General features: G+C 64.2%; 17 protein-coding genes. 6 read left to right on the top strand and 11 right to left on the bottom strand.

From position 1 onward, the window contains the following. The first annotated feature begins 125 nt into the window (after positions 1 to 125). Entirely contained in the window at positions 126 to 1,007 is an 882-nt protein-coding gene (locus RLO07_RS16930; protein WP_462293316.1) for a LytTR family DNA-binding domain-containing protein, read from the top strand. A 72-nt stretch (positions 1,008 to 1,079) separates the two neighbouring features. Here RLO07_RS16930 and RLO07_RS16925 read toward each other — a convergent pair whose 3' ends face one another. Next, on the bottom strand, positions 1,080 to 5,135 hold the full coding sequence (locus RLO07_RS16925; protein ID WP_462293315.1) for a hypothetical protein: 4,056 nt from the start codon (positions 5,133 to 5,135) through the stop codon (positions 1,080 to 1,082). 1 nt (position 5,136) lies between these two features. Next, positions 5,137 to 8,430, bottom strand: a complete 3,294-nt coding sequence (gene mscK / locus RLO07_RS16920; protein WP_462293314.1) for a mechanosensitive channel MscK — start codon at positions 8,428 to 8,430, stop codon at positions 5,137 to 5,139. A gap of 110 nt (positions 8,431 to 8,540) precedes the next feature. On the opposite strand from mscK, the gene RLO07_RS16915 reads away from it, so the two are divergent. Further along, positions 8,541 to 9,176: a dUTP diphosphatase gene (locus tag RLO07_RS16915; protein WP_462293313.1), complete on the top strand. Its 636-nt coding sequence runs from the start codon at positions 8,541 to 8,543 to the stop codon at positions 9,174 to 9,176. Further along, a complete protein-coding gene (locus RLO07_RS16910) occupies positions 9,173 to 10,096 on the top strand; it encodes a hypothetical protein (protein WP_462293312.1) in 924 nt (307 codons plus the stop codon). Before RLO07_RS16915 ends, RLO07_RS16910 begins: the two co-directional genes overlap by 4 nt. On the opposite strand, the gene trmA is transcribed toward RLO07_RS16910, so the two are convergent. From trmA to RLO07_RS16880, 6 genes are all read right to left on the bottom strand, one after another. Further along, the gene (gene trmA / locus RLO07_RS16905; RefSeq protein ID WP_462293311.1) at positions 10,093 to 11,190 is read right to left on the bottom strand and encodes a tRNA (uridine(54)-C5)-methyltransferase TrmA; all 1,098 of its coding nucleotides are present in this window, start codon (positions 11,188 to 11,190) and stop codon (positions 10,093 to 10,095) included. The two genes, RLO07_RS16910 and trmA, sit on opposite strands and share 4 nt — an antisense overlap. Before the next feature lie 6 nt (positions 11,191 to 11,196). Further along, on the bottom strand, positions 11,197 to 11,514 hold the full coding sequence (locus tag RLO07_RS16900) for a TusE/DsrC/DsvC family sulfur relay protein (protein ID WP_462293310.1): 318 nt from the start codon (positions 11,512 to 11,514) through the stop codon (positions 11,197 to 11,199). Between the two features lie 5 nt (positions 11,515 to 11,519). Further along, positions 11,520 to 11,813: a sulfurtransferase complex subunit TusB gene (tusB, locus tag RLO07_RS16895; protein ID WP_462293309.1), complete on the bottom strand. Its 294-nt coding sequence runs from the start codon at positions 11,811 to 11,813 to the stop codon at positions 11,520 to 11,522. Between the two features lie 3 nt (positions 11,814 to 11,816). After that, entirely contained in the window at positions 11,817 to 12,197 is a 381-nt protein-coding gene (gene tusC / locus RLO07_RS16890) for a sulfurtransferase complex subunit TusC (RefSeq protein WP_462293308.1), read from the bottom strand. Continuing rightward, a complete protein-coding gene (gene tusD / locus RLO07_RS16885) occupies positions 12,194 to 12,589 on the bottom strand; it encodes a sulfurtransferase complex subunit TusD (RefSeq protein WP_462293307.1) in 396 nt (131 codons plus the stop codon). Before tusD ends, tusC begins: the two co-directional genes overlap by 4 nt. Positions 12,590 to 12,651: 62 nt before the next feature. Continuing rightward, a complete protein-coding gene (locus tag RLO07_RS16880; RefSeq protein ID WP_462293306.1) occupies positions 12,652 to 13,326 on the bottom strand; it encodes a Bax inhibitor-1/YccA family protein in 675 nt (224 codons plus the stop codon). A 362-nt stretch (positions 13,327 to 13,688) separates the two neighbouring features. Here RLO07_RS16880 and RLO07_RS16875 point away from each other — a divergent pair, with 362 nt between their 5' ends. The 3 genes from RLO07_RS16875 to dauA all read left to right on the top strand — a co-directional run bounded on the left by RLO07_RS16875 (position 13,689) and on the right by dauA (position 16,840). Continuing rightward, entirely contained in the window at positions 13,689 to 14,597 is a 909-nt protein-coding gene (locus tag RLO07_RS16875; protein WP_462293305.1) for an NAD-dependent epimerase/dehydratase family protein, read from the top strand. Continuing rightward, the gene (locus RLO07_RS16870; RefSeq protein ID WP_462293304.1) at positions 14,594 to 15,016 is read left to right on the top strand and encodes a nuclear transport factor 2 family protein; all 423 of its coding nucleotides are present in this window, start codon (positions 14,594 to 14,596) and stop codon (positions 15,014 to 15,016) included. Before RLO07_RS16875 ends, RLO07_RS16870 begins: the two co-directional genes overlap by 4 nt. Before the next feature lie 84 nt (positions 15,017 to 15,100). Continuing rightward, positions 15,101 to 16,840: a C4-dicarboxylic acid transporter DauA gene (gene dauA, locus RLO07_RS16865; RefSeq protein ID WP_462293303.1), complete on the top strand. Its 1,740-nt coding sequence runs from the start codon at positions 15,101 to 15,103 to the stop codon at positions 16,838 to 16,840. Between the two features lie 6 nt (positions 16,841 to 16,846). On the opposite strand, the gene RLO07_RS16860 is transcribed toward dauA, so the two are convergent. From RLO07_RS16860 to RLO07_RS16850, 3 genes are all read right to left on the bottom strand, one after another. Further along, complete coding sequence (locus RLO07_RS16860; RefSeq protein WP_462293302.1) at positions 16,847 to 17,857, bottom strand: HupE/UreJ family protein; 1,011 nt, start codon at positions 17,855 to 17,857, stop codon at positions 16,847 to 16,849. Beyond that, positions 17,854 to 18,783, bottom strand: coding sequence for a peptidyl-prolyl cis-trans isomerase (locus RLO07_RS16855; protein WP_462293301.1), 930 nt, complete (start codon positions 18,781 to 18,783; stop codon positions 17,854 to 17,856). Before RLO07_RS16855 ends, RLO07_RS16860 begins: the two co-directional genes overlap by 4 nt. Positions 18,784 to 18,916: 133 nt before the next feature. Then, complete coding sequence (locus tag RLO07_RS16850; protein ID WP_462293300.1) at positions 18,917 to 19,810, bottom strand: cation diffusion facilitator family transporter; 894 nt, start codon at positions 19,808 to 19,810, stop codon at positions 18,917 to 18,919. Positions 19,811 to 19,845: the final 35 nt, after the last annotated feature.

Below are 19,845 nucleotides of genomic sequence, written 5' to 3'. Positions count from 1 at the left end.
ATGACGGAAAAGTTCGGAGCAGCCTGGCGCAGCGCCTGTCGCCTGCCCAGAGCGTGGGGACGAATAGCCGGGAGTGGGGGGCGAACGGTGGGTGCCGGGGATGAATTTCGGCTAGAATCCCGCCAATGAAAGCTGACAGTGCAGAATGGTATCGGCGCTACGCGCCGCTGAGCCGCTACGTCGAGACCAGTTACTGGATTATCGTCTACACGGTTTCTGCCGTGTTCAACAGCATCACCGAGGTCATGGAGATCCAGCGGCGCGGACTGGATATCGCCCCATGGGAGCCCGTGGTCTGGGAATCGACCAGCGCGTTGTCTTTCCTGTTATTGATCCCCGCCCTGGTGATCCTGACGCGCCGGACTTCTCTTCAGGTTAACAACTGGCGACGAGTTCTATTTATCTATTTGCTGGCCAGCGTGGCGTACAGCCTGGGCCATGTCCTGATGATGGTCAGCTTTCGCGAAGCGGTTTACTGGCTGGCCGGTGGCAACTACAGCTTCGGACCGTGGCCACGCGAGCTTATATATGAATACATGAAGGACGTGCGCTCCTTCCTGGTCAATGTCCTGATCATCCAATTGTATCGCTTTGTGCTGCTGCGACTCCAGGGGGAAGCGCGCATACTCGACCGGGGGCCAGATCCGGAACCCGATCCGGGCTCCCAGAATCGCCCCGCGCGCTTTCTGGTCAAGATGCTGGGGCGCGAGTTCCTGGTCGATGCCGCGCGAATCGAATGGGCCCAGGCGGCCGGCAACTACGTTAACCTGCACGTAGGCGAGCGTGATTACCCCCTGCGCAGCACGCTCTCCGCGCTTGAAGACCGGCTTGATCCGGAGCGTTTTGTACGAGTTCACCGAAGCTACATTGTCAACCTCGACTGTGTCGCCTCCATCGAACCGCTGGATTCAGGCGACGCCCGTCTTCATATGCTGGGCGGCCGCACCATCCCCTGCAGCCGCCGGTATCGGGAGGCACTGCTGACGCGGCTGTCTCCGGCTGCATGAGGAAATGGTCGAGTCCCGCGTCGGTTCCTTCCGGTTCCAGCATGCCGGGTCCGTGAGTTGACTACCGCCGGTTCACTTTGTTGCACCCTCTGCAGTCGATTCCGCCACCACCGGCTTGCGCCACCAGTACCCGCCACTGCCCATGGCCTGCCAGGTCCAGCGCAGCCAGCCGAGCAGGGCCGAGGCCAGCCATACCGACCACAGCAGGATCGCAAGCCGGTACACCCATAGCGGCGCGCTCACAATACTGATTTCGGGCAGCGCGGGCGCGCTGCGGTCGACAAACCAGCGCAGTTCGCTACTGCTGGAACCGTTGCCCACGACCTGCATGTCCGGTTGCCCGAGCAGCCCGGCGGGAATCACGCTGAACAGCACTATCAGCGCCAGCACGGTCAGCAGGCCCAGGCCCAGCTGGACGCCGTTGCGCTGCCTGCCCGTGAGCTCGGCCCCGTTGCGCTCGCGCCAGTCGACCGCCAGCAACCAACTCGCCACCAGTACCAGTGCCGGCCAGGAAACGGTGGAGAACCCCAGGCCCAGCAACAGCCAGTGATGCAAGCGCAACGGGGTGCGGCCGCTGCGTGAGAGCGCGAAGGCGACCAGCAGCATCACCGCCAGGGCGGCCCAGTACAGCACTGCGGGTCCCAGCAGCGGGCCACCGGTCCAGAGCACCCAGCGGCGGTCGGAGAGGGTGGCAGTGGTACTGACATTGGCCGCTGCAACGCCAAGGTCCGGAACCGCGCTGCGCCAGAGGATTCCCGTGCTTTCCGGCTGGTGCCAGCGCACCACCAGCTGTTGCTCGCCCGGGGCCAGCGCCAGGCGCAGGGCGCCATCCTCCGCCTGCAGGTTTTGCGCACGGTTCTCGATGTTTGCCTCCAGCAACTCCGCCCCGGGCGGCAGTTGCACGGTATGGGTACCTGCACGGGTGGCACGCAGGCGCGCGTGCAGGGTGTATTCCGCGCTGCGTGCACCGAGACGGATATCCAGTCCCACCCGGTCCGCTGCCAGCCAGGGGCCCTCCAGTGGCGATATTGGCGCAATCTCCAACATCAGGGTTTCCCCCGGCAATGGTCGGAAGTGCTGGCGGCCGCCGGGATCGTTGATGGCGACCAGGGGCGTGCCGCTGGCGTCCACCCGCCACAGGCCCGAGCTGCTTATTTCCCACTGCTCGCTGCGTTCGTCCAGGGCACCAGCGGTCACCTCCATGTGGGTCACCGGCGCGATGCTCGACAGCCACTGTCGCTGCTCTGTGCCCGCCGGCAGTGTCAGCTCAACCGCACCACCGCGCACGGCGAGATTATCGTCCAGCGGATTTTCGCCCGGCCACAGAGGAACCGTCAGGACGAGGTTGCCGCCAGCCGGAGCGAGGCGTTGCACCCTGGTCTGCAGGCGCCATTCGTTGCCCAGGTACAGCTGTCGTTGCACCCGGTAAAACGGGCTGGCGTCGAAACCCCGGCGGCTCAATGCCGGCGCCTCCGCGGCAGTCCCGGCCCTGGCGGTTTCCCGGTGCAGTTCCAGGGTGTCGCCGGCAAGACGTCCGGCGCTGACCCCGGCCGCGCTCCAGCCCGGGCCAGTATCCACAAGGACCGCCCGCGGCGGAATGGCAAACTGCAGCGAGGCCCTGTCTGCCTGGGCTGTCAGGGCGGCCCGCAATTCGACCCGGTGCACGCCCCGTTGCAGCCACAGCCAGCGCTCATTTCCGCTCCGGCGCAGACTGTTGACCTCTGCGCCGTCAACCCTGAGTTCCAGCACTTGCCACCCCGGTTGCACCCGGGGCAGCGCCAGACCGGCGTCAGCCGCGGCATGCACATCCATCCGCAGGTGCAGATGGCTGCCTTCGATTCGGAGTGCGAGCGCGGGCAGTTCCAGGCAGGCGGGCGCGCACGCGGGTGGCCGCAGGAGCCATTGGCGCAGTTCCTGCAGCTGTTCCGGGGGCGGTATTGGACCATCCGCTGCAGTGGCCTGTAGCGGCACCAGCAGCGTGGTCGCAAGCAATACCAGCACCAGGGGCACCGCAGCGCTGCTGCCCATGCCGGATCGTGGAGAGGGCAGTTGAGCCCGGAACCAGCGCCAGCACAGTGCCCCGAGCGCCACCACGGTGAGCACGCGCAGCAGGGTAGTGAGCCAACGCGGCAGGATGACCAGGCGCATGGTCTGCTCGCTGACAACCGGGCCACTCCAGCTGAGCTCGGCGCGGCGCCAGCTCCAATCCGGCTGCCCGGGCCCGGCCAGGGCCTGGGGGCTGATTTCCGCAGTGGGGGGCGGCTCACTGGCCAGAACAGAGTCGGGTGCCACTCTGTCGAAGCGTACTCCTCCAGCCGCGAATTTTCTGCTCTCCGCGCTGGCCGGGGCGGCCGCCTCCGCCATGTCCTGTCCCGTCTGGACGATGCTGCGATGAAGAGGCTGGGCCTGATCAATCTGGTACAGCTCCAGCTGCGGATAGAGCGCCAGCCGCAATTGTCCGGCGATAAAGGGCAGGGCGACCAGGACCAGCCCGATCACCAGGCCCCGATACACCACCCCGATAGCATTTGCGAACAACCCGCTGCCTCCAACTGCTTGACGCAACAATTGCACGGCGGCGGTGCCGCCCAGCAGGTACAGCAGGACCGGGTAGTCCGGATAAGCCAGGGCCAGCAGGAGCAGCCCCAGCAGCCCCCAGGCACGGCCCAGCAGGCGTCCCAGCAGCATGCCGGTCACCAACACCAGGAACAGGTCCAGCAGGTCCCAGCCTGCGAGCCACGTATGCGGCGCCCGGTCTGCGCCTGGCGCCGCGACCAGAATCTGCCCCGGCGGCAGGTGCAGGGTCGTGTCGATGCGGTCAAAGGTCTGATCCCAGCCGCTGACCCGGATGTTGCCGTCGCTTGGCACTCTGGCACTGGCCCGCAGCGCGAGCTCCAGGGTTCGCAGTTCTACGCCGCTGCCGCCGTCCGTGCCCGCGCTGAGGGGCTGGGGTACACCGTCGAGCTCTGCTCGCAGGAGACGCCAGGGCGCGCTCTGCTGCAGACGCTGGAGGCCTCCGGTGGTGCCAGTGATAGTGTCGGTGACATGCAGGACGGGCTGGTGAAAATCCAGCCAGGCCTGACGCAGCAGTGTGAGTCGGGGCCGTCCGACGCTGCCGAGTCCGCGGCTGCGGAGCTCGGTGGCCAGGGTTTCACCGGCATCGAGGCGCCAGGCCGGAAGCTGCCTCCAGGCTGCCGGAATGTTTTCCTGCAGCGGATCTACCGCACGGCCGCCGCTCAGTTCCAGGGTCCGCAGGGCGGGGTCCGCGGTATAGCTCCACAGCTCACTGTCGGGCCAGGGCGCCGTGCCGGCGATTGCGCTCAAGGTGGGCAGCGAGGAACGGGCGCGGGCAACTATGGTCACGCGATGCTCTCCGGGTCGCAGCAGCAGGAACAGGCCCTGTTCCGGATGCAGGCCCGCTTCCAGCGATGAGGTCAGACTCATGGCTTCGAAATCCGCTGGCAATACCGGTCCCAGCGCCAGCTCCCGCAATGCGCCGGACACCGTCAGACGGAGCCGGGTTTCAAGCAGAACCGGGACGCCGTCTTCAACCCGCCGGAACACCTCGATCTCAAGTGCGTCGGCAGCCACAGCGCTGGCAGTGTCAGTCCTTGGCAAGCCCAGCCATAGTCCTTGTTGGTCGTGTTCGGGGGCAACGCGGGCCTTACCGTCCACGGACAGCGTAACCCAGCCATACAGTGCGGGCAGGGGCAGATAATTGGGTCGCTCGGACCAGTCCAGACGGCCCTCTATGCGGTGGCTTCCCGCGGGCAGGCGCAGGGCCGGCAGGCCGTCGTGACGTACCACCGGCCAGGCCTCGCCGTCGACCAGCACCGCGTGCGGCCACAGTGCAAAACTCCCGGGTAGCGGCAACCAGTCTTCGGCGTAGAGCGTTGCGCCGCCCCGGAAAACGGCTCCACGGTTGTCCACAATGAGGTCCAGGCGCTCCGGCCAGACGCAGGCCCAGGCCGCTGGTTCTGGAATCCGGGAAGAGTGCAGCAGCGGGCAGCGGTGTTCGGGAAGCTCCCGCAATACCCACGCCTGCCAGTCACCCAGCGGTTCGGGCACGGCGATGGTTTGGGCCTGTACCCAGAGTGGCAACAAAAAAAAGGCAAGAAACCTGAACATTCTATCCTCCTGCATCCGGGGCCAGCCGCGCCGTCAGCTGGTCGAGTCCCTCGCCTTTGCGCAGGTTGAGGTCCACCTGCGGAAAGGCAATTTCGATGTTGTGCTCGCGGAACAGGCGATCGACCTCCCGGTTCAGCTCATCAATGGCTGGCAGACGGTCGCCGACATCCTTGACGTGCACTCGCAGTTCATGTTCCAGGGTACTGTCGCCGAAATTGAGGAACAGTACCTGGAGAGGTGGGTCCTTGAGCACGCGCGGGTTGTCATTGGCAACCTGCTGGAGCAGCTTCCGCGTCAGCGCCAGATCGGATCCATAGGCAACTCCGACACGAATTGACACCCGGGTTATGGTGTCGTGCAGTGACCAGTTGATCAGCTGTCCGGTGACGAAATTCTTGTTGGGGACGATGATTTCCTTGCGGTCGAAGTCAGTGATCGTGGTGGCGCGAATCCGTATTCGGCTGACAGTGCCCGACAGGTCTCCGATAGTGACGACATCGCCGATACGAACCGGGCGCTCGAACAGGATGATAATGCCGGAGACCGCGTTGGCGAATATTTCCTGCAGACCGAAACCCAGGCCCACGCTGAGCGCGGCGACCAGCCATTGCAGCTTGTTCCAACTCACGCCGAGGGCGGCGAGCCCGGTAATGAAGCCGACGCTGACGATCACATAACTGAGCAGGGTGGTGACCGCGTAGCTGCTGCCCTGTTGCAGATTTATCCGCGACAGCACAAGGATTTCCAGTAGCCCCGGGAGGTTGCGCGCGAGCGCGACGGTGAACACGATGATGAGCAGGGCACCGAGTACATCCGCGGCACTCATCGGCGCGAGCTCGGGTACCTCGCTGCTGCCAGCGTTGTACTCCCAGAGGGTGATGGAGTCCAGGTACGTTGTGGCGCTCACCAGATCCGACCAGACCAGATAGATGAGGAGCGAAAACAGCGCCAGCATCGCGAGCTTCGCCAGGCGCAGGGATTGCTCGTTGACCTGGGCAATGCCGAGCTCAGGTACTTCCACTGCCACCTCGTTCTCTGCGCCTTCGCGACTCAGGTCTGCTTCGCGACGCGCAACAGCACGCTGGTAGGCGAGGCGGCGTCCGGCCACGCTCAGGTTGCGCACGATGGTGCCCTCGACAAGCATCCACAGGACTATCAGGTACAGGGTATACCAGTACCTGTGGGCGAGATTCACCGCCGTGTACTGGAATCCCCAGAAGGTCATTCCGGCGAGGAGCAGGGGCGTTGCCGCCAGCGCCAGAGTGATGCCAAAGTGGGCCGTTCTCGAACTGTAGAGCGGTTGCGTATTCCACATGCTGCGTCCCAGCAGTATGCCCAGCAGAGTCATGCCGACAATGATAAACAGGCGCCCCAGCGCATCCTGCTCCTGGTAGTCGGGGATCTCCACGTTGATGGTAGTGACCAATACCAGCGGCAGCAAAATCCAGGCGGTATTGCGGACCAGGTTGTGCAGCTGTTGCACCAGTCTGTTTTGCCAGCGGAAATGCCGCCCGGCAAGCCCTGCCGGATCCAGGACTCGATACAACAAATGCAGTATGAACCAGGCGAGTGCCAGCTGTATCAGCGCCGTACCGGTTACCGGCAGTACCGGTTCCAGGCGCAGGCACATCAGACCCGTGGTCACCAGCACCAGCGGTACCGGGGCGACCTGAATCACCGTCAGCAACAGTGCCAGCGGCGTATGGGCGGTCGTATCCTGGCGGAAGTGCCTGACTTCCTCATGCAGGGTCGCCAGTCGCGCCCGGAGCTTTCCCCGGACACGGAAATAGACGCCAAGCAGCGCCAGGAAGGGCAGCAGCCAGGGCCAGTTCTCGCGCAGATTGGTGAACAGGTCGCCTGTCAGTTCGGTGAGATCCAGGTCCTGCCATTGCGATTTCAGGATCACTGGCAGGGCCGTCAACCATTTACTGTCGACCGGGCGGGTACTGGCAACCCAGATCAGCTGGTCATCAATCCTGCGCCGGAGGTTGTCGCTCAGGGTTCGCAGGCGCTGCTGGTTGAGCTGCAGGGCAATGGCCTGGCTGAGTCGGGCATTGGTAATGGGCTCCAGCTGCGCGATCAGGCTCGCCCGGTTGCTGATGACCTTTTGCATATCCGCCCGCAGTGCCTGCTGCTGTTCCCTTGGCAGCACTGCAAGAAGCCGGTCCACCAGTTGCGCCTGATCCTCCAGCTCACTCTTCATTGCGTTCAGCTCGAACTGCCGCAGCCTGAGGTCGGCGATCTGGTCAGTTGTGGTGAGGGAGCCACGGACCCCGGGCAGCTCCCGTTTCTGTTGGTGAAGGATGCGCGACAGCAGCACGCTGCCCTGCAGGACCTCGATCTGTTGCTCCAGAGCCTGCTCGATCTGCAGCAGGCTTTCGATTTGCTGGGCAGTGGCGATGCCACTCCGGGTCATCTCTCCGACATTGACCGACGCGGCCAGCAGCTCCTCGCTGAGTTGCTGGTTGAGCTGGACGTGTTTCCGCAGGAGTTGGTGGTGGCTGGTCAGGTGCAGACTGTCGGTGGCTTCCGAGACTGTCTGCAATGACTGGCTGCGCCGGGTTTCTTCGAGAAGATCCTGAAGTGTGTCTGTTTCTGTTTCCAGCGCACTGATTTGACCACGCAGCAGTGCCCGCTGGGCCTCGGCAAGCTCATGCAGGACAGCGTTGCTCAACAATTTGCGCCGCAGCAGACTAGTGGTTTCAGTCAGACTTGCCTGCTCTGCCCGCAGGCGGGCGATACGGGCACGCTTGAGCCGACTCTCTGGCTGCCGTTCGAGCTGTCGCAGTTGCTCATTGAGCTCCTGTTCACGTGCCTGGTTGCTCGCGATTTGGCCCTGTGCTGTCTCTGGCAGGGTTTGAGCCGCAACCAGCTCGCCGTTGACTGCCGCCAGCTCGCCCTGCAGGGCAAACATGACGCTGACCTGTTCCCGCAGCCGCGCCTCAAGCGTGTTGAGGTCTGCGGCCTGAAAACTGCGTCGAATGGACTCGGTCGAGGGCGGCTGCAGGCTCTCCAATTGTTGCCGGTAACGGCGTAGTTGTTCGGGAGCTCGCTCGATCAGGGCGTCCAGGGCAGCCTGACTCTCCAGCTGTGCGTCGCGCCTGCGCAGAAATTCGATCCCTGACTGGTACAGCTCCTGGAGTTCCTGCTTCTCGGCATCGGACTGGCTGGCCTCGACGACTTGCTGCATTTCGTCCTGCAACGATCCAATACTGTCAGAGGTGGCGGCAGCTGCCAGCTGCGGCAGGGCGCAAGCGAGCAACAGCAAGGTGACGATTCGGCCAAACCTGAACATCGGCAGCACTTCCAGCGTTAATTGCGAGCAAGGGTAGTCTGCCTGTCGCTGTTTGGGAAGAAGCTGGTATCCTTTGCCCAGACCAGACAGCAGCCCACAGGAGCTTCCCCTTGGAACAGGCACTCAGAACCATGCTGGCCATGCAGGACCGGATGAACACGCGGATCCATCCCCACTGGATCAGCCAGGAGTTCGCCTGGTACCGCGCGCTGTGGATCGAGTGCGCGGAGCTGGTCGAACACTATGGCTACAAATGGTGGAAAAAGCAGTCTCCGGACCTGGAGCAGGTCCAGCTGGAGGTCATTGATATCTGGCATTTCGGGCTCTCGGCCCTGTTCGCCAGCGGCGACAGCATTGACACCATGGCCGCGAGCATTGCAGCGGAAGTCGGCGATTTCCAGCCGCAGGGGCTGGGGGTGCGCGAGGCCACCGAGGCGCTGGCCCTGCATTCGCTGCAGACCAGGAGCTTTTCGCCGTCCCGCTTCTGGGAGCTTCTGCTGGCCGCGGGGCTGGACTTTGAGCGTCTCTACAGTGCCTATGTTGGCAAGAACGTGCTCAACTTTTTCCGCCAGGATCATGGTTACCAGGATGGCAGCTACCAGAAATTGTGGCAGGGGCGAGAGGACAACGAGCATCTGGTAGAGGTTCTGGCGACGCTGGACAGCAATGCCCCGGACTACGCCGACTGTGTCTATGCTGCCCTGCAGGCCCGCTATCCCGGCACCGCGGTGACCGCCAGCGCATGAACGGCGCAGAGGAGGGCCTGTCCACTACCGCGCTGGCACGGGCCCTGGAGATTCCGGTGCAACAGCTTTTTGTCACTCTCAAGGATTACGGCTGGATCCAGCGCCATGACGACACCTGGCTGCTGACGCCCAAGGGCGAATACGAGGGTGGCCGCTACCGCGACAGCAAACGCTTTGGTCGCTATATTGTCTGGCCGCCGGCGCTGGCGCAGCACCCGCTGCTCAGCGCCATCGAATCCAACCAGCGTATTACTGCCAGCCAGATGCGGCGCTATTACCCGCGCTTGCAGCCACGACAGCTGAACCGGGCACTGGCCGAGCTGGGGCTGCAGCAGCACAGTATCCTGGGCTGGGAACTGACGGAGTTCGGCCGCCAATTGGGCGGGCAGCAAACCGAGAGCGAGAGCACCGGCGCGTTCTATGTCAACTGGCCCCACGAAATTGTCGATCACCCGGTCATTCACCGGGAACTGGAGCGTCTCTCGGGCCAGCCCGACTGCGCCAGCGGCGAGGGTGTGTTGCCCGCGCAGGATCCCCAGGCGCCGGACCTGTTTGCTCCAGAGCAAGCCGGCGCGCCGGCCCTGGGGCGTGGTTGTAGCGGTATCGACGGCCACCGCACGGACTCCCGATTGCAGGCGCTGGTCTGCAACTGGCTGTATCTGGCACAGCTGGCGCATGCCACGCAGCGTGCGCTGCCGGTGGAGGAATCCCTGCATGCGGACTTCTACCTGCCCGCTGGCAGTGTCTACATCGACTGCTGGCAGGACGGTGCGGCGCCGTCACACCTGTCCGCCAAGCTGCGCAACAAGGAAGTCTGCAAGGACCACGGACTGCGCTATCTCGAGGTCAAGGACAGTGATGCCGAACGCCTGGACGAAGTCCTCGGGCGCGGTCTGCTGGCCTTCGGCATCCGCTGCTAGTCGAATCGCTGCAGCAGTACTCCACACTCCATATGGTCGGTGTAGGGGAACTGGTCGAACAGGGACAGCGCCGCCACCCGGTGTGTCTGGCTTAGCTCCGACAGATTGGCGGCCAGGGTCTCGGGGTTGCAGGATACGTAGAGGATGGTGGGGAAGCGCCGCACCATCGACGTCGTGGCCGGGTCCAGCCCTGCCCGCGGCGGGTCCACAAACACCGTGTTCAGCCGGTACTCCGCCAGCGGCTTCGGCAGGCCGGCCAGGCGCCGGAACACGCGTTCGCCATTGATCGCCTGGGTTACCTCCTCGGCTGCCAGCCTGATCATCTGCACATTGTCGACGTTGTTGGCCTCCAGATTCCACTGGGCCGCGCGGATGGAGGTCTTGGCCAGCTCGGTGGCGATCACCTGGCCAAAGTGCCGGGCCAGAGGCAGGGTGAAATTGCCGTTGCCACAATATAGCTCCAGCAGATCGCCGCCGAGAGGTGCTGCGGCGCGACAGGCCCACTCGATCATCCGCACGTTGACCTTGGCGTTGGGCTGGGTGAAGGCCTGTTCGTACTGGCGATAGTGGTAGTCGCGGTCGCCTATGTGCAGTCGCTCGGTGACAAAGTCGCGACCGATCACTTCCTTCTGCTTGCGGCTGCGCCCGACCAGGGCAATGCCCAGGTCGGTAGCGAGGGCTGTCGCCCGCGCTCGCCAAGCCTCCTCCAGCCGCCGGTGATAGACCAGCGTTACCAGGGTGTCTCCCGCCAGGGTGCTCAGGAATTCCACCTGGAACAGCTTGCGGCGGAGCTCGCTGTCATCCCGCAGAGATGCCAGCAGTCTCGGCATCAGCTGCTGGATGTGTTCGCAGGCAATGGGAAAGTGTTTTATCGGCACCGGCGTGGCGGGTTCACCGCGGCGGAACATCACATAGTCGAGGTCGTCGCCATCGTGCCAGAGACGGAACTCGGCGCGCATGCGAAATCCTGAGCTCGGCGAGGCCACGATTTCCGCAGCGGGGCCGCCGAAGGGCGCCAGTAATCCCTGCACACGGCCACTCTTGGCAGCGAGCAGTTCGTGGTAACGTTCGGGGTCGAAGGTACTCAGGGGCATGGGTGGCTACAGGCAGTTGTCGGGTTTCGGGAGGCCGGCGATCTTGCTGCCGAGCTTGGCCGGCGAGCCGGGGAAAAGGGACAGCAGGTAGATGCTCTTGCCCTTGTCGCGCCCCAGCTGTTGCGCTACCCACTTGACCAGGGGGCGCATGGCGGGGGAGCTGTCAAAGCGCTGGTAGTAGGCTCGCAGCAACTCGATAATCTCCCAGTGCGCGGGGGTCAGCCGGATATTCTCGTTCTCTGCAATTTGCTGCGCGACTTCGGGAGTCCAGTCCCCCAGGTCCCGCAGAAAACCTTCCCGGTCGAAGGCGCTATCTGGCAGCACGGACGCTAGTACCAGGCCAACTGACGGCTATAGCGCTCGGTCAGGGCGACGAAGCCATCGTCATCCACGACAGTAGCGCCGGGCAGCAATCGACCTTGTATGCCCGCCAGGGCGGCATCGGCTTCGAGTATGAATACGGTGACGCCGCTGGCGTCCAGCAGCGCGGCCGCTTCACTGCCGGCCAGTGCCGCGTAGACACCGTCGCCCAGCAGCAGCAGGGCATCATCCGGCCCCAGCAGCGCCACGCAATCGCGCAGCGCAGTGTGGGCGGGAGAGCGACTGACGGTGTGCAGCAGCATGGCTCAGAATCCCAGGACGTGGTCGTGACGGGCCAGCAGCGCCTGTACGCCGGCGGCATCCAGCCACTGGGCGCCCTCGGGCAGGGCGTCCGGCGGCAGGCCCAAGGCGGATGCGGCGGCGGCATCCACATACAGTGTCTCGATGTCGTACAGTGGCAGTGAATCGATCACCTTGCGGAGGTTGCGCACACCCGCCGCACGGCTGTCCTGGCCCGGCAGCAGCTGCAGCACGCCCTCGCCCTGGAACAGCAGCGTCACCGGCTGGTCGAAGGCTGCCGCCGCCAATGCAGTATCCAGCGCCGAGCGCGGCAGGCTGCTGCCCGGATGGGCGTGACGGCTGACCACCAGGATGGATTTGCGCGCAGCCGCGGGCACAGGGCTCATCCGAACGTCACCAGACGGTCTGCGGTCTGGGCCGCCTCGACCAGCAGGCCCAGGCCGCCCAGCTCGAAGGCCGGGTGCGCAGTAGCGGCGGGGCGCTCGTGGCGGGTGGCCTCGGTGCTGTCCAGGAGGCCGCGCTTCAGGGCGGAGCTGATGCAGAGGATGAGTTCGGTCTGGTGCTCCGCGGCCAGCTGTACCCACTGCTCCAGAGCGCCCTGCTCATCCTGGGGCGTGACCGCGCTGGCAAGGCCGGTCAGGGTGCCGTTGTCGAGAAAGAAAACCCGCTGCAGGTGGTGGCCCCGGGCCAGCAGTGCGCGCGCAAACCGGGCTGCGGTGAGACTGCTGTGGCCGGAGGCAGGGCCGGCGAGGACCAGCAGGGCGTAGCTCAGGGGCATGTCAGCAGCTCAACAAAAAACCCCGGCACTGGCCGGGGTTCGGGGCTTTCACCACTGCTGTCTCAGTCATCGCCGCCCAGGGCGGTGAGCAGGTGCAGCATGTGGATGAACAGGTTGTAAATGTTCAGGTACAGGCCCACGGTGGCGCGGATGTAGTTGGTTTCGCCCCCGTGAATGATACGGCTGGTATCGAACAGGATCAGGCCGGACATGATCATGACCACTGCCGCGGAAATAGTCAGGGACAGTGCCGGGATGGCCAGGAAGATATTGGCAATCATGGCAACCACCGCCACTATCAGGCCCACCATCAGGAAGCCGCCCATGAAGGAGAAGTCCTTGCGGGTGGTCAGTGCGTACGCGGACAGGCTGAAGAAAACCAGCGCGGTGCCGCCCATGGCCTGCATCACCAGGGAGGGGCCGCCGGGCATCGACAGATAGTGGTTCAGCATGGGACCAATGGAGGCTCCCATGACGCCGGTGAAGGCGAAAATGGCCAGCAGCCCTTTGCTGGTATCGGCCATCTTGTGGACCACGAACAGAAGCCCGAAGCCAACCAGCATCAGCACCAGGGCGGCGCCGTGGGGCAGGCCCACGGCCATGGAAATGCCGGCGGTGACCGCGCTGAACAACAGGGTCATGCCCAGCAGCATGTAGGTGTTCCTGAGCACCTTGTTGGTGCTGACCACAGACTCCATGCCCGCTGTGTTCAGATTGTAGAAACCTTTCTCTTGCATCGCTTGCTGCTCCATTGCCGTGCACACGTGGTGCGTTCAACCATTGGACTCAATGTTAGAGCCAAAGTTTCCAAAAACCAACTGTTTCCGCTCGGCACTATGGCGATTATAGCCATAATAATCAAATGGTTATTAAGGGTCCGCTGTCCTCGCCCGGTTGTTGCGGCCGGCTACTGACGGCCCGCTTCACGGTGCCAATCCGTATGGATTGGTAGTCCGATTGCGCTTTTTTGCCCGCCTGCGGCTGCAGATCTCCCGCTGCCGCTTCGCAGGCGACGGGGCAGGGCTTTAGACTGTGCTCCAGCGCGTGGTTGCGGCCGCGGCCGGGCAAATTGGGCAAGACCTCATGAGGACTAGGCATTATGAAAGTATTGGTTGTAGGCGGTACCGGCCTGATAGGCGGGCATGCGGCGTTGTATCTCGCCGGCAAGGGGCACGACGTTACCCTGATGGCGCGGTCAGCGCCCTCGGTGCCGGCCCTGGCAGAGTTGCCCTTTATCCCTACACATTATGTGGAGGATGATGTTACCGATGGCCGCCTCGCCGGGTTTGACTGGCTGGTTTTTGCCGCCGGCGTCGACATCCGCCAGTTGCCCCAGGATGGGTCCGTGACCGAAGACGCCTTCTACACCCGCTACAATACCGAGGGTATACCGCGTTTCTTTGCCGCCGCGAAGGCGGCGGGCATCAAGCGTGCAGCCTATATCGGCACCTTTTACCCACAGGTGGCGCCGGAGAAAATCGAGACCAGCCCCTACGTGCGTTCGCGCGCGCTCGCCGACGACGCCATCCGCGCCATGAGTGATGACACCTTTGCCGTCTGCAGCCTCAATGCCCCATTTGTTCTGGGCCATCTGCCGGGGCTGGAGGTCGAGCATCTGTACTACAATTATCTGTACGCCAAGGGCTTCATGGAGGGCGTGCCAATGTTTGCCCCTGAAGGCGGCACCAACCACATCACCACGCCCTCCCTGTCGGAGGCGGTACTCGGCGCCCTGGAACACGGCGAGTCCGGTCGCGCCTACCTGGTGGGCGATGAAAACCTGACCTGGAAGGCCTATTTTGAATTGTGGTGCGATGCGGTGGGCAATCCCCAGGACCTGGAAGTGCGCAGCGAAGAGCACCCCTTGCTGCCGGACGTCATCATGTTTGCCGGCCGTGGCGCCACCGTCAGCTACCAGCCGGAGGGCGTGGAGGAGCTCGGCTACGGCACTGGGCGGGTGGCGGCCACCATCGCGGAGCTGGTGGCCCACTTTGAGGCCCGCCAATGAACCAGGACGCGATCCCAGGGTCCCTGGCTGCGCGCTATGCGCAGCTGGTGGATGGTCGGGATTTTGCCGCCATGGAAGCCATCATGTGGCCTGAGTTCACCCAGGAGGGTCCCGGCTTCCGGGCTGAATCCCGCGCTGTCTTCATCGGCAACCTCGAGTTCCTGCGCCAGTTTGACCGGACGTTCCACCTGCTCGGGCAAGTCAGCGGGGAGTGGCAGGGCGATACCTGCAGGGGCGAGACTTACTGTGTGGCCTCCCATTTCTACCAGCGTGACGGCCGCGAGCTGTGCCTCGACATGTACATCCGATATCGGGACGTGATTGAGCTCCGGGATGGCGATGCTCGCTACCTGCAGCGCGATCTCATCGTGGTTGCCCAGGATGAGCGCGAGGTGCGGGCACCGTCCTTCGGCGGCTAACAGTCCCCAACAGGGGGCAGTTTTGGCGTATCCTCGAGCTGATGAGCAAGGCTTGAGCTGATGCGCTAAAAGGACGTACCTGTGTTGGATCGCTTAACAGAAATCCGCCTGCCTGCCCTCGGCGCAGGAATGCGAGCAGGGCTGGGTGGGGGCTATGGCCTGGCCGGCCTGCGCGCCGACATCATGGCCGGACTCACCATTGGTACAGTCGCCATTCCCCTGTCCATGGCGCTCGCGATAGCCATCGGCGTGCCACCCCAGCACGGTCTGTACACGGCCATTATTGCCGGCGCGCTGATTGCGCTGGCGGGTGGTTCGCGTTTCAACATTTCCGGGCCTACCGCCGCGTTCGTGGTCATTCTTATCCCCATTGTGCAACAGTTCGGGCTCGGTGGACTGCTCCTGGCCACCATGATGGCGGGAGTCATACTCATTGCTTTCGGGGTCAGCGGTCTCGGACGCATGGTGATGTACATACCCTATCCGGTGGTGCTGGGGTTTACCGCGGGTATCGCGGTGGTCATTGCGGTGTTGCAGCTGCCGGACTTCTTTGGCCTGGTGATCGAACAACCCGGTGTGCACTTCCCCGACAAGGTCGCGGGCATCGTCCGGGCATTGCCGGCGATCAACCCCGCCGAGCTGGGTGTGGGTGTCTTCACGCTGGTCATATTGCTCTCCTGGCCGCGGCTGCGGTTGCCCATACCCGCGCCCCTGGTGGCCCTGACTTTGGCGGCATTGGCGGGCTGGGGACTGGAGCGCGTACTCGGTACATCCTCTTTTTCCGTGGCAACCATTGCTTCCCGCTTCAGCTGGTCAACAGGCGCTTTGTCCGGCAGCGGCATCCCGCCGGTATTGCCGGAGCTGGCGTTGCCCTGGCGCTTGCCGGGGGCGGATGGGCTACCGCTGGTGGTGGACTTCAGTCTCTTCAGGGCCCTGCTGGGGCCCGCTGTCGCCATTGCCATTCTGGGCGCGATCGAATCGCTGCTCTGTGCGGTGGTCGCCGACGGCCTGACCAAAACCCGCCACGACTCCAACGCGGAGCTGGTGGGACAGGGTATCGGCAATCTGGTGGCGCCCCTGTTCGGTGGTATCACCGCCACCGCGGCACTGGCGCGAACGGCCACCAGCATTCGCAGTGGCGCGCGCTCGCCGGTGGCGGCACTGGTCCACGCCCTGGTGGTACTGGCGGCGCTGACTTTCCTCTCGGGGCTGCTCGGGCTGGTGCCGATGAGTGCGCTGGCGGCACTGCTATTGGTGGTTGCCTGGAACATGAGTGAATCCCGTCATTTCCGTCACACCCTGCGCTCGGCTCCGCCGGGGGATGTTGCGGTGCTGGTGGTCTGCTTCCTGCTTACGGTGCTGTTCGACATGGTCATTGCCGTGGCGGTGGGCATCGGCCTGGCGGCGGCGCTGCTGATCGGACGCATGGCGGGCCTGAGCCACACCCGGCAATTGCACAAGGCGGCGGAGCCGCTGCTGCAGGGCTTGCCCGACAGCGTCGCAGTCTATGACATGAGCGGCCCCCTGTTTTTTGCCGCTGCCGAGCGCGCGCTGGCAGCCCTGCGGGTGGTGGACCCGGGGGTGAAGGTAGTGATCATCGACATGGGTGATGTGTCGACCATGGATTTTACCGCCATCGTGGCGCTGCAGTCCCTCATTGCCGACCTGCACAGCGAGGGCATTGCCGTGATCATGGCGGGACTGCCGGCACGGATCATTCTCAAGCTCAAGCGGGCGGGGATTCATCCGCAAAAGGGTCAGCTGGCGTGGGCCTCCAGCCTGGCCCAGGCGGGTGCCCGGGCGCGCCGCTGGAGCGCCCGGTGAGCGGTATCAGGCCAGCACTTCCAGCCCGCGCTCAATGCACCACAGGGCGGACAGGGCACCGAGCAGGTAGACCGGTAGCGGCCGCAGTTGTGCCTGCCACTCGCCGACAAGCCGGCGCAGGCTCTGCCACAGGAGCAGGGTCAACAGGATAAAGGCGATCTGGCCCAGTTCGATGCCGATGTTGAAGAACAGCAGGGCCAGGGGCATATTGCCTGCGGGCAGCCCGGTCTCCGCCAGGGCGCCCGCAAAACCCATGCCGTGGAGCAGGCCGAACCCGCCTGCCAGCCACCAGGGATGGCGCCGAAACAAGCTGCGTTCGCCGCTCTGGCTCAATGCCACCGCGAGCCAGAAGATACTGACGGCGATGGTGAACTCCACCAGGGCCACGGGATAGTCGAAAAATCCCAGAGTGACCAGGGACAGGGTGACACTGTGGCCGACGGTGAAGGCGGTGATGGTCCACAGCAGGCGAACGTTGCCGCCCACCAGCAACAGCAGGCCGAACACAAACAGCAGATGATCAATACCGGTCCAGATGTGGTCGACGCCCAGCACCGTGTAGTCCGTCATGACCTGGCCTGCGCCCGGCTCCTCCGGTACCGTAAACCGCGGCTGCTCCGCGTTCAGCACCTGCTGGTACTGGCGCCCGTCCAGCAGGGTCAGCATCAGCATCACGCTGGCCTGGTTGGCGGCGAGGCCGTTTACCCCCAGTGTCTGCCCCACCAGGCCGGCGCCACCCAGGCCCGCGCAGTGCAATTGCAGGCTGGTGACCAGCCCGGTCCCTTCGGGCTGGGCCGGGCTGGCACTGGCCACGCTGCAGTCCTCCGGCCAGGCCGGTGTCAGTGGTACCGGGCTGGTGGCCTGGGCCGGTGTCTTCCAGACCACGTTGTAGGAACCTGGGGCCAGCTCCACCAGTTGCAGCAGCGTGGGTGCGAAGCGGTGGGCCTGTGCCGTCGTGCCCAGGCAGGCTGCCAGCAGCAGGATAGCGAACCTGGCCAGGCGTATGCAGCGGTTCACAGCAGCAACTCGTAGCGGTCGGCGAGCACCGCGATGGCGTCTGCCAGCGCCTGTTTGCGCGCCTCCAGCTCAAGGTCACGCCGCAGAATGGGGCGAACCTCCTCCAGTTTGGCGGGCCGAGCCGGGGTGACACTGTCCACCCACACGTAGTGCCAGCCGTAGGCAGAGCGCAGCGGTCCGTGCCAGCGGTTTGGGGTCGGATCCGTGGCCATCAGATTGCTGACGAATACAGCCCCGAAAATCCGGGCAAGCTGGTCCGGTGTCTGGGCGCGGAAAGTGTAACCGTGCATGAAGGGTGAGCTCAGTTGCAGGGCAGCTTCCGGGTCCATGCCTGCGCCTTCGATTCGCGCCACCAGGGTTTCCAGCTCCGGCTCCCGCTGGCGATCGAAGAAAAGCTGCAGGATCGAATAGCGGGGAGGGTGTCGCAGTTCCTCGGCGCGCTGTGCAAACGCGGCGGCTATCGCCTCGGCGGATGGCGGCTGCGGTGGATTGGTCGCCAACAGCAGCTGTTCCATGACCTGCAGCAGCCGTCGCCGCACGACTTCATCGCCCAGATGCAGCCGCAGGTCCAGGGCGCGCTCGAACAGCTCGGCGTCAGTGTCACCTTCCGCGCCGAGGCCCAGGAACTGCATGTTCAGCACCAGGCGCTGGAACACCACCGGGTCCTGATGGTGCAGATTCATGCTGACTGCGTGCTGGAACAGCATGTCCTGTTCCAGCTCCGCCCGCAGTATCCGCTCCAGTTCGGCACCCTGGGGGCGCCGGCCGGTGGCCGCATGCCACTGACTGATGAGGCCCTCAACACGTGCGTCACCGAGCGGCCCGACCACGGGTTTGGGTACAGGGAAGAGCTGACTCTGCAGCCAGAACAGCAGCATGCCCAGAAGCAGGAAGTGGAGCCAGGGGCGGCGGAGAAGTGTTCGCAACAACGTGTAGATCTCTTGGATTGATTCAAGGGCGCGATTTCATTCGCATGGTCGCACCCGGCTACCGCAATGGATAGTCGCAACTGTCTGGATCCAGTCCGGGTATGGAGTTTTACACCCTGCCTGCCTGCAGCTAGTTGCAGGCCACATTGCAGACTGCGGCATAGGCTGTGGACTCCTGTTGCAGCACGACGTGCTGGATGTCGAAGTGTTGCGCCAGCAGTGTCGTAGCCTGCCGCAACAGCGCGTCGTCAGCGGAGGCGGTCTCCGAAAGCACAAGGTGGGCCGTGACTGCGTTTTCCGAGGTGCTCAGGGCCCAGATGTGCAGGTCATGCACAGACACTACTCCGGGCAGGGAGAGCATGCAGTCGCGCACGGCGTCCAGGTCCACACCCTCGGGAACACCGTCGAAAAGCAGGTGTAACGAGCGCCGGAACAGAGACCAGGTGCCGATGATCACCACCAGGGCGATAAGCAGGCTCATGACCGGATCCACCCAGGTCCAGCCCTGCCACAGGTATAGAAAGCCGGCAATCACTACGCCCAGCGAAACCAGGGCGTCTGCAGCCATGTGCAGAAATGCGCCGCGCAGGTTCAGATCCCGCTTGCCGCCAGCAACGAATAGCCAGGCGGTGACGGCGTTGATGACCACACCAATGCTGGCCACGATGATGACCGTCGTTGCGGCCATGCCGGCGCCGGCCTGCAGGCGCTGCAGGGCCTCCCAGGACAGTGAACCCATGGCCAGCAACAGGACAATCGCATTGGTGAAGCTGGCCAGGATGGAGCCACGGCGCCAGCCGTAGCTGTGGCGCCGGTTCGTCGCCAGTCTTGCGGCGGCAAAGGCAGCCCAGGCCAGAACCAGCGCGCCGACATCACTCAGGTTGTGGAAGGCGTCCGCAAGCAGCGCCAGGGACTGTACCTGCCAGCCATACCAAGCCTCGATCGCCACAAAGGCCGAGTTGAGGCCAATGCCGATGGCAAACGCCTTGCCATAATGTGTCGGGCCATGGTTGTGTGCCTGCATGTTATCCTGTTCCACTCCCTACAACTGTGCTCTGT

The organism is Haliea sp. (assembly GCF_040221975.1).
Taxonomy (GTDB): domain Bacteria; phylum Pseudomonadota; class Gammaproteobacteria; order Pseudomonadales; family Halieaceae; genus Haliea.
Note: the sequence above shows the minus strand (reverse complement) of the source record. Positions and strands in the feature narration are given on the sequence as shown.